Genomic DNA, 516 nt, shown 5'->3' with positions numbered 1-516 from the left:
CCATTGATCGCATCATGCGAATCTTCAGCAATTTTCCCATCTTTAACATTATGGAGGGAAACGGGTGCTGTAGTCTTATCACCACCCAAAGTTATGCTATTATAATTAACGGTATCGTTTTCTTTATCATAGAGAACTGCAGCAGCACTTGTAAGATTAATATCATTAGAAATCTTCTCTATACTTTTATCAAGCTGAGCTTTGTTAACAGCTTCATTACCATTCACAGCTGCCTTCACACCAGAAATTGTACGAGCTTCACCAGATTTGTTTGCAACATTAATTTCTGTACCCCCTGTTGTCACACCAATGGTAATAGTACCTGCATCTCCTTCCTGCTTAACGAGGCTATTTTTTGTCGCATTCGTAATCTGATTTTGGATATTCGTGATAGAAGTATCAACAGCATTAAAAGCAGAACCAACATCATTATGAGAATTACCCTGAATTGTGTAAGTTGGTGCTTTACCATTAGATACATCTGCACCACCACCAAAATATTGTGATGTATTTTGA

1 pseudogene is annotated in these 516 nt (G+C 37.4%); it reads right to left on the bottom strand.

The features are described 5' to 3' along the window. Window positions 1-516, bottom strand: a pseudogene (locus tag ACFINY_RS09985) (hypothetical protein); the annotation flags it as partial.

It is taken from the genome of Bartonella sp. AA23NXGY, assembly GCF_042197165.1.
GTDB lineage: Bacteria > Pseudomonadota > Alphaproteobacteria > Rhizobiales > Rhizobiaceae > Bartonella.
Note: the sequence above shows the minus strand (reverse complement) of the source record. Positions and strands in the feature narration are given on the sequence as shown.